We start from the raw sequence: 8,844 nt of genomic DNA, 5'->3' as shown, positions 1-8,844 counted from the left end.
AGTAGATTCCTAGGGATCCCAAGCCTTCTGCGCTGCTAGCTTTCACTCCCCGCCCCTCTCCCAGTGGAAGAGGAGAGTCAGCGGCAGAAGCAAGGCAGTGGAAGCTGGACTTAACAGCCTGCATTTCGCTTCCACTTCCATTTGGATTCATTCAGACCTAAATCCAGAATCGAGGGCAATGCGAAAGCCTGGCTGCTTTGCAGAGGGTGGAAACTACAGCCAGGCAAGCAAGGATCTACAGCAGTGTCCTAGGCCCACCGGGATTACATCAGGCCAATTTGAGAAAGGATCCCTTGGCCGGTCAGCAACTCGGTCGCAACGCCGATCACAAAGCCCAACATTGCCAAACGGCCATTCCATTTTTCGGCGAAGGTGGTAAAGCCGAACTTAGCTTCTTGGTTCTCCATGGTTTTAGCTCCATCAACGGGTGACATCTTTAATGTGGCTCAGATATTAAAAAGTGTCAAGTTTTATGTCGAGAGCTAACAAGGGATCCCTAGCTGCTTTTCACGGTTGTCCAGAGGGCGTCGATGAGGCGCAGCTCTTCCCCTGACAGCACTTTAAGGTAGGTGAGTTTGGCAAGGGCCTCTTCGTCAGGGTAGATGGCCGGGTTTTGCCGATCTTCTGGGTTGATCATGGGCAGAGCTGCAGCGTTGGGGGTGGCGAAGCGGTTGTGGTTGCTCAGTTGAGCGCCGACTTCAGCATCCAGGATGAAATTGATGAAGCGATTGGCCAGCTCGGGGTTGGGGGCCTGGGCGGGAATGGCCATTACATCCAGCCAAATGTGGGCACCCTCGCGGGGGACAAAATAGCCGATGTTGGGGTTTTCTTCGGCAGCTTGCAGGGCATCGCCGCTGTAGACGATGGCTACATTGGCCGTTCCAGAAACCAGTTGGTTTTTGCCCCCCACGCCCCCAATTAGGCCGGCACTGCGGCGCTTGGTGTCGATCAAAAGCTGCTGGATCTGCTGCAGTTCGGAGCGAACGGTGGTATTCATATCGAAGCCCAGGTAAACGGCAGCGGCACCGATCATGGATCGCATCTCATCGATCATCACAAAGGGGCCATACTGCTGCTGCGGGTCGAAAATCAATCCCCAAGAGCGTTCAAAGTTTTCGGGCAGGCGGTCTTTGCGGTAGCCAATGCCGGTGGTGCCCCACTGATAGGCGGCGGTGTAGGTGTTTTCTGGATCAAAGGGCAGGCCGACAAATTTTTCGCCCAGGTTGCTTAGGTTGGGGATCAATTCTTTGTTGAGAGGCTGCAGCAGCCCCAGCTCCAACATGTTGGGCACAATGTAGTCGGTAGGAACAACAATGTCGTACTGGCTGGTGCCACCCCCCCGCAGTTTGGCCACCATGTCTTCGTTGGATTCGTACACGCTGACCAGCACGCGGCTGTTGGTGGCTTTTTCAAAGGCAGTGAGGATGTCGGGATCGATGTATTCTGACCAGATGTAGAGATTGAGGGTCTGCCTCTGGGCAGAGGTAACATGGGGCCAAAACAAAACCAGGACAAGCACACAGCAGAGTAGGGTTGTAGCCGAGGCAATCCACTTTTTCATGAGATTTCTCCGACTGTGAAAAGTTGAAAACATCGTATCTGCTTTCATCCCCCAGCCGGCTACACCCGCGGCTAGGGGGCACGCCTTGGGCAATCGCCAAGCCCCGCAAACTCCGGTTGAGGCTCGGGTACTCACCCTTGTTTCCAAGACAACACCCAAACGGTATCAACGCCTCCGCGAGCGATCCGCCAAAAGCCGCAAAGGCCGATTCTTTCGTCGGATCCCTCGATGCCTTGCGCCACAAGGCTTTCCAGCCCCAAAACCCCCTCGCCGCAGCTCTTTTTGCCGACTTTTTTCCGGATCCCTCGCAAATGGGTCTTGCATTCCTTGCCCTGCTTGGGTTTAATAGGGGTGGAGTTCCCCCTTCGGGGGGATCCCTAGAAATTGGAAACTTGTATACATACAAACCTCCCTTATCGGGGAAGTTCCCCCTTCGGGGGGATCCCTAGAAATTGGAAACTCTCCGCACCCATCGAGGTGGGCCAGAGATTTGGCAAGCTGTTCCCCCTTCGGGGGGATCCCTAGAAATTGGAAACCTCAGGATTTTACGCTGACTATCTATGATCTTCTGTGTTCCCCCTTCGGGGGGATCCCTAGAAATTGGAAACTGAAGTACTCGCTACGATCTTCGTATATGCGTACTACCGTTCCCCCTTCGGGGGGATCCCTAGAAATTGGAAACGACTTCGACGGAGACCCAGTAAACCTCCTCTTGGCTAAGCGTTCCCCCTTCGGGGGGATCCCTAGAAATTGGAAACAAAAGCAGCAGCCAAGTTAGATTGGTCTGCTGCTCATCAAGTTCCCCCTTCGGGGGGATCCCTAGAAATTGGAAACTTCAGGTTTCGGCAGCAGCGTGGGGACGTGTTTGGGCTGTTCCCCCTTCGGGGGGATCCCTAGAAATTGGAAACTTCTGTGGCGGATAGGACAGTCAATCATTCTGACTTTTGTTCCCCCTTCGGGGGGATCCCTAGAAATTGGAAACGTCATAGCCCTCTTCAATGATGAGCCATTTACGACCAGTTCCCCCTTCGGGGGGATCCCTAGAAATTGGAAACATGAACCTCCAACCGATAGCCGAGTGCTGTCTGTATACGTTCCCCCTTCGGGGGGATCCCTAGAAATTGGAAACTAGTACGGGAGAACAGCCTAGTCGTGCTTGAAGACCTAGTTCCCCCTTCGGGGGGATCCCTAGAAATTGGAAACTATACGACCTAATTGAAGGTACAGGTAACTGTAACGTAGTTCCCCCTTCGGGGGGATCCCTAGAAATTGGAAACGTTTAACTGGGTGTTGGGAGTGACGATTAATTTGTGCACTCGTTCCCCCTTCGGGGGGATCCCTAGAAATTGGAAACAAGACCCTGGTGAGTCTGTTGGATAAAGTCTTTAGAAAGTTCCCCCTTCGGGGGGATCCCTAGAAATTGGAAACGACTCGACTGTCAGTGAACGGGTTAAGTACATATGTTCCCCCTTCGGGGGGATCCCTAGAAATTGGAAACTGAAGAGGCTCAATATTTCTATCCTTATTCCGGTCAGGTTCCCCCTTCGGGGGGATCCCTAGAAATTGGAAACGCCTTCCTCAGGCACTCCTATATATATTGACTACAAGTTCCCCCTTCGGGGGGATCCCTAGAAATTGGAAACTAGTGTGCATTGAGACTCGTCTCTTGAGACCTGGAATATAGTTCCCCCTTCGGGGGGATCCCTAGAAATTGGAAACGATCTGTTTATTTAGCTTGTTCTGCTGCCCAGATCACAGCGTTCCCCCTTCGGGGGGATCCCTAGAAATTGGAAACCGCTTAAAACCGCTAAAGCCAGTGTTGGTAGAATTTCCCGTTCCCCCTTCGGGGGGATCCCTAGAAATTGGAAACAATGTTCCAGGAAATGCGAATCCCATCTGGTCAAGGGTTCCCCCTTCGGGGGGATCCCTAGAAATTGGAAACTAGACTACTTGTCTTCCTCAGGGATATCTGGATCAGGAAGTTCCCCCTTCGGGGGGATCCCTAGAAATTGGAAACCACACATAAGCCCGGCAGTGGCTCAGTTCTGGCCAAAGTTCCCCCTTCGGGGGGATCCCTAGAAATTGGAAACATGAACTGTAATGCCTCGCGGTATTCGCCTCGTTCTATAGTTCCCCCTTCGGGGGGATCCCTAGAAATTGGAAACATCGAGGGGAATATCCCCTGTCCAGATTGGGCAACGTTCCCCCTTCGGGGGGATCCCTAGAAATTGGAAACTCCTCGAAGTCGGGCGAGGGAATAATCCCCCAAGCGATTGTTCCCCCTTCGGGGGGATCCCTAGAAATTGGAAACGATCGATGCCTGTCGCTTCGTCCGATCTCGTTTAGTCACCAGTTCCCCCTTCGGGGGGATCCCTAGAAATTGGAAACACCGGAAGTGCTACCTGGCCCCACCCGATTTCCTCGTTCCCCCTTCGGGGGGATCCCTAGAAATTGGAAACTTTCTTAAGTTTTGTAGTAGAAGTTAAACCGATCAACATTGTTCCCCCTTCGGGGGGATCCCTAGAAATTGGAAACGCCTTTTGGGCTTGGCGGATTTGGGAAATGGACACTCGTTCCCCCTTCGGGGGGATCCCTAGAAATTGGAAACTTTCGGCAGCAGTGTGGGAACTTGCTTAGGCTCATCTGGTTCCCCCTTCGGGGGGATCCCTAGAAATTGGAAACCACTCTGCAGCCAAAACCGAGTACTTGAACCGCTGGACGAGTTCCCCCTTCGGGGGGATCCCTAGAAATTGGAAACCAGCTGCAGGCCAGTACTCCTCAGGCAGGAGCCTGATGTTCCCCCTTCGGGGGGATCCCTAGAAATTGGAAACAGTGGAGACGATTGTAGTCATCACACACCATCATGAGCGTTCCCCCTTCGGGGGGATCCCTAGAAATTGGAAACCCGGGTTCGTCTGACACGCCTATCCAGAATAGGTTCGCCAGTAGTTCCCCCTTCGGGGGGATCCCTAGAAATTGGAAACTGGACCGCTAACAATTAAGCGCAACAGGGCCGAGGAGAACATGGTTCCCCCTTCGGGGGGATCCCTAGAAATTGGAAACCTCAAATTTGCCCTAGAAGGCCCCTGGAGTTGCTTGGGAGTATGTTCCCCCTTCGGGGGGATCCCTAGAAATTGGAAACATTTGACAGGCTTTCTTGTACTCCTCAAAATCGTTGTAGTTCCCCCTTCGGGGGGATCCCTAGAAATTGGAAACCCCAGGTTCACACACCTGGGTGTTCTTTATTCCCTGTTGTTCCCCCTTCGGGGGGATCCCTAGAAATTGGAAACGTAGTGTATCCACACTGCACACTTGATGATCTCAAGGAGATGTTCCCCCTTCGGGGGGATCCCTAGAAATTGGAAACTTCTTTATCCCTGATGAAGGGAGTACGGCCTACGGAAGAGTTCCCCCTTCGGGGGGATCCCTAGAAATTGGAAACCTCGGATCGTACAACCGTGTGATTACGTTTGTACGTTCGTTCCCCCTTCGGGGGGATCCCTAGAAATTGGAAACATGCTTTGGTTCTGGCAACTCCACTACAGTGGAGTTCCGAGTTCCCCCTTCGGGGGGATCCCTAGAAATTGGAAACGTTGGGAGCATGCAGCCTTGTAATGACGTTAACATGCTTGTTCCCCCTTCGGGGGGATCCCTAGAAATTGGAAACGGTGTGTGAACCTGGGTGTTTGAGTGGGGGAGGACTAGTTGGAGGTTCCCCCTTCGGGGGGATCCCTAGAAATTGGAAACTCGAGTAAGTCTTTCAACTCACACGCGACGGCCCACGATGGTTCCCCCTTCGGGGGGATCCCTAGAAATTGGAAACTCGAAGAACGTATCGTCCTCGCATACCTGGATTTGCGAGGGCTTGTTCCCCCTTCGGGGGGATCCCTAGAAATTGGAAACGGCCAGGAATGTCCTTAGGAACTCTAAGGCCCCTACAGTTCCCCCTTCGGGGGGATCCCTAGAAATTGGAAACCTACCACTTCTGGTAGGGTTGTAACTACGGTTAATCCTGACGTTCCCCCTTCGGGGGGATCCCTAGAAATTGGAAACGATACAAACCTGTGTTCTACTACATAGCAGTAAATATTTGTTGTTCCCCCTTCGGGGGGATCCCTAGAAATTGGAAACTTTCATCCGCCCAGCGGCCTGGGCGGGCCAGAGGATCCTTCATGTTCCCCCTTCGGGGGGATCCCTAGAAATTGGAAACAAGCTGCGGCTGAACTGGGTGGTACCGCCGGCTTCCAGTTCCCCCTTCGGGGGGATCCCTAGAAATTGGAAACGGCCCGCGCCCTCTTCTTTGCACGGTGTGTTAGTGCAGTTCCCCCTTCGGGGGGATCCCTAGAAATTGGAAACAAAACCCAGGACCCCAACAATTTAATCTCCATACCAAACGTTCCCCCTTCGGGGGGATCCCTAGAAATTGGAAACCTCCCATCGATTTGCCGAACCACTAGAGGTCTCGGGTTCCCCCTTCGGGGGGATCCCTAGAAATTGGAAACCCAGAACAGCTTAAGAATTGTTTTTGGACTAGCTTCTTTGGTTGTTCCCCCTTCGGGGGGATCCCTAGAAATTGGAAACGTTCGGAGTAGTCGCCATAGTTATTCCACGGACCGTACAGTTCCCCCTTCGGGGGGATCCCTAGAAATTGGAAGCACTGGAGTTGTTCCCCAATCCTCTGGAGGCAGCGGCTTAAAATTGGTAGTTCCCCCTTCGGGGGGATCCCTAGAAATTGGAAACTTGTTTTGCTCTTGGGCTTTGTAAGCCTTGTGAGCGTGTTTAGTTCCCCCTTCGGGGGGATCCCTAGAAATTGGAAACTACCAGTCGTTCGGGTCTGGCCACCCGTCACCGCAGTGTTCCCCCTTCGGGGGGATCCCTAGAAATTGGAAACAGTGGCACGCCGCTTTTGTCTGTTGGTCAACATAGTTTACCTGTTCCCCCTTCGGGGGGATCCCTAGAAATTGGAAACGAATTAGTCGGAGCCGTGTCCCCTGTTTTATACTGTCGTTCCCCCTTCGGGGGGATCCCTAGAAATTGGAAACAATTCCGCCACCGATCCTGGCTATACTGAGGACACGCTCACCCAAAGTAGGGGTGAGCTTTCACTCGGCAGCGATTCACATGAGTTTTTGGAAAGGCCTGTTCGGGTCAGCAGGAGCTGCTACAACCAAAGAGCCGGCGCAAACAGCTAGGGCCGACCGTCGCCAGGAAACGGTGGTGGTACGAGGGGAGACAATCCTCTTCAGCTTGGATCCCAACTTGGATCTGTACGAGCTAGAGGAGCTCTGCGATGCGGTGGGGTGGTCGCGTCGCCCCATTCAAAAGGTGAGAAAAGCCCTGCAGCACAGCTTTTTGGTGGTGTCGATGTGGCAGCAGCGGGGCAGCTACCGTCGCCTCATCGGCTTTGCCCGGGCAACGTCCGACCACGCTTTCAATGCCACCATTTGGGATGTGGTGGTTCATCCCGATTTCCAGGGTAGGGGTCTGGGCAAGCGGCTGATGGAAAAGGTGATCCACGAGCTGCGCGCCCGAGACATCAGCAACATCACCCTTTTTGCCGATCAGGGAGTGGTCAGCTTTTACGAACGGCTGGGCTTCACCGCCGACCCTGAGGGGATCAAAGGCATGTTCTGGTATCCCCGCTAGCGTATGGCCCCTGTGGTGATTTTGCCCGGTTATCTGGCGGGTGCGTCGGAGTATGAGCCCCTGCGCCAAGAGCTGGAAGCCCGCGGCTATGCGGCACGGGTGGTGCCGTTGCAGGTGCGCAGTTGGTTTCCCACGCTGGGGGGAAGGCCTGTCACTCCCATCCTGTGGGCCCTTCGAGAGACCATCCAAAAGACCTGCGCTGAGTTTGGGGTTGACCGAGTTAACCTGGTGGCCCACTCCGCCGGCGGCTGGATTGCCCGCATCTACCTGGGATCCGTGCCCTATGGGGGACAGGTGTGGCAGGGGCGGGAGCAGGTCGCTGCGCTGATTAGCTTGGGATCCCCCCACACCAGCCGGGAGCGCTGGACGAAGCGCAATTTGGACTTTGTCAACACCCACTATCCGGGGGCCTTTTGGCCCGAGGTCAAATATGTGTGCGTGGCGGGCAGGGTCATCCAGGGGCAGAGGTTGAGTCTGGGATCCCTGTGGCGACAGGAGCATTATCTGGCTTGGCTGGCCTACAACAGCTATTGGCTCACGGCTGGACAGGGGGAATTGTGGGGCGATGGCATTACCCCCATCGAGGCTGCCCACCTGCAGGGGGCTGTTAACCTCACTCTGCCCAACTGCTACCATTCCGGTCGGGGTGGACGGCGCTGGTATGGATCCCCCGAGGTGGTGGAAACTTGGGCTCAGTATCTGGCTTAGGGCCGGGGTTTAGCTGCCAGGCTTGCTTGGGTCGCCGAGGGAAGTCTCGGGCAAAGAGGCGGCCGATTGGCGGCGTTCCTGCTGACGCCGGGCGGCTTTTACCATCTCCTCGACCACAGCCCGCGCCTGCTTCATGCGATCCAAACTGCTGCGATAGAGCTCCAGATCTTTTCTCACCCGCTCTGTTGAAAAGGGCAGCTTGCTCACCACATTCTCCAAAAAGCGGCGGGTGCGTTCTTCTGGTTCTTCGTAAAGGGACTTGGCCACAACTTCATAGGCTGTGTAAAGGCCAACAGCCAAGACCCGGCTGTAGGCGTAGGGCGGCTGAGTCATGCGCTCCAAAATGGCTTTCAACCCACCCACATCTTCCGCCTCTGGCTTGAGACAGAGGAGATCAAGTCTTTGACGGGGATCCCCGCTTCCCATCAACTCCAGCAGATCGCGGGCATTCTTGCGCAACACCTCCGGCTTGAGGTGCAGAGCCTTACAGAGGGCGTTGAAAATGGCTTCTCGCTGCTCAGGGGGGTGATAGGCTTCCATCAGCCCGTCGTAGAGGGTGACCAGCCCCAAGGCAAAAAACGGATCGTAGACGAAGGTGCTGTTGACGGTGGTCAGGTGCAGCTCCACCAACAACTCCTCCACCACCCGGCGATAGACGGCGTTGATCGGGCGAGGGTAGGCGCTGAAAAAGGCCGCTTTGGTGGCGGAGAGGGTGCGAACAGGATTCACAGGCAGACAAAAATGAGCTTGAGGATGGCTTCTCTGTTTTTTTATTCTCACCTGTGCTGACCCTGAGGGCAAGCTGTGTTGACATCCTCCCCGGCCTTTAGGCCGGAGATTCCTACCACGCTGCGCATGGATGGCTCCTTGCGCAGTCGTCTCGGCGGGTTCCTGCTTCCGACCGCCCGTGCGGTTCGATCCACAGGCCA

General features: G+C 54.7%; 5 protein-coding genes and 1 CRISPR repeat array. Of the genes, 2 read left to right on the top strand and 3 right to left on the bottom strand.

Annotation, left to right across the window (positions count from 1 at the left end; all coding sequences use genetic code 11):
• Positions 1 to 263 precede the first annotated feature (263 nt).
• Positions 264 to 434: a chlorophyll a/b-binding protein gene (locus tag NW834_RS12685; RefSeq protein WP_414331192.1), complete on the bottom strand. Its 171-nt coding sequence runs from the start codon at positions 432 to 434 to the stop codon at positions 264 to 266.
• 62 nt (positions 435 to 496) lie between these two features.
• Complete coding sequence (locus tag NW834_RS12680; protein ID WP_148202683.1) at positions 497 to 1,561, bottom strand: spermidine/putrescine ABC transporter substrate-binding protein; 1,065 nt, start codon at positions 1,559 to 1,561, stop codon at positions 497 to 499.
• A 356-nt stretch (positions 1,562 to 1,917) separates the two neighbouring features.
• Positions 1,918 to 6,603: a CRISPR direct-repeat array (repeat unit 36 nt; unit sequence GTTCCCCCTTCGGGGGGATCCCTAGAAATTGGAAAC).
• A gap of 79 nt (positions 6,604 to 6,682) precedes the next feature.
• Here NW834_RS12680 and NW834_RS12675 point away from each other — a divergent pair.
• Positions 6,683 to 7,207 (top strand): GNAT family N-acetyltransferase, encoded by a 525-nt coding sequence (locus tag NW834_RS12675; RefSeq protein WP_414332273.1) that lies wholly within the window; start codon positions 6,683 to 6,685, stop codon positions 7,205 to 7,207.
• Between the two features lie 3 nt (positions 7,208 to 7,210).
• Entirely contained in the window at positions 7,211 to 7,915 is a 705-nt protein-coding gene (locus NW834_RS12670) for an esterase/lipase family protein (RefSeq protein WP_011432154.1), read from the top strand.
• 9 nt (positions 7,916 to 7,924) lie between these two features.
• Here NW834_RS12670 and psb29 read toward each other — a convergent pair whose 3' ends face one another.
• A complete protein-coding gene (psb29, locus tag NW834_RS12665; RefSeq protein WP_041436186.1) occupies positions 7,925 to 8,644 on the bottom strand; it encodes a photosystem II biogenesis protein Psp29 in 720 nt (239 codons plus the stop codon).
• Positions 8,645 to 8,844: the final 200 nt, after the last annotated feature.

Origin of the sequence: Synechococcus sp. R60.1 (assembly GCF_047461835.1) — a bacterium.
Taxonomy (GTDB): Bacteria; Cyanobacteriota; Cyanobacteriia; order Thermostichales; family Thermostichaceae; genus Thermostichus.
The sequence above is the reverse complement of the archived record's forward strand: the minus strand, read 5'-3'. Positions and strand labels throughout refer to the sequence as shown.

Coding starts and splice junctions, on each gene's coding strand:
- NW834_RS12685 (WP_414331192.1), bottom strand. CDS start 434: ATGTCACCCGTTGATGGAGCTAAAACCATGGAGAACCAAGAAGCTAAG.
- NW834_RS12680 (WP_148202683.1), bottom strand. CDS start 1,561: ATGAAAAAGTGGATTGCCTCGGCTACAACCCTACTCTGCTGTGTGCTT.
- NW834_RS12675 (WP_414332273.1), top strand. CDS start 6,683: ATGAGTTTTTGGAAAGGCCTGTTCGGGTCAGCAGGAGCTGCTACAACC.
- NW834_RS12670 (WP_011432154.1), top strand. CDS start 7,211: ATGGCCCCTGTGGTGATTTTGCCCGGTTATCTGGCGGGTGCGTCGGAG.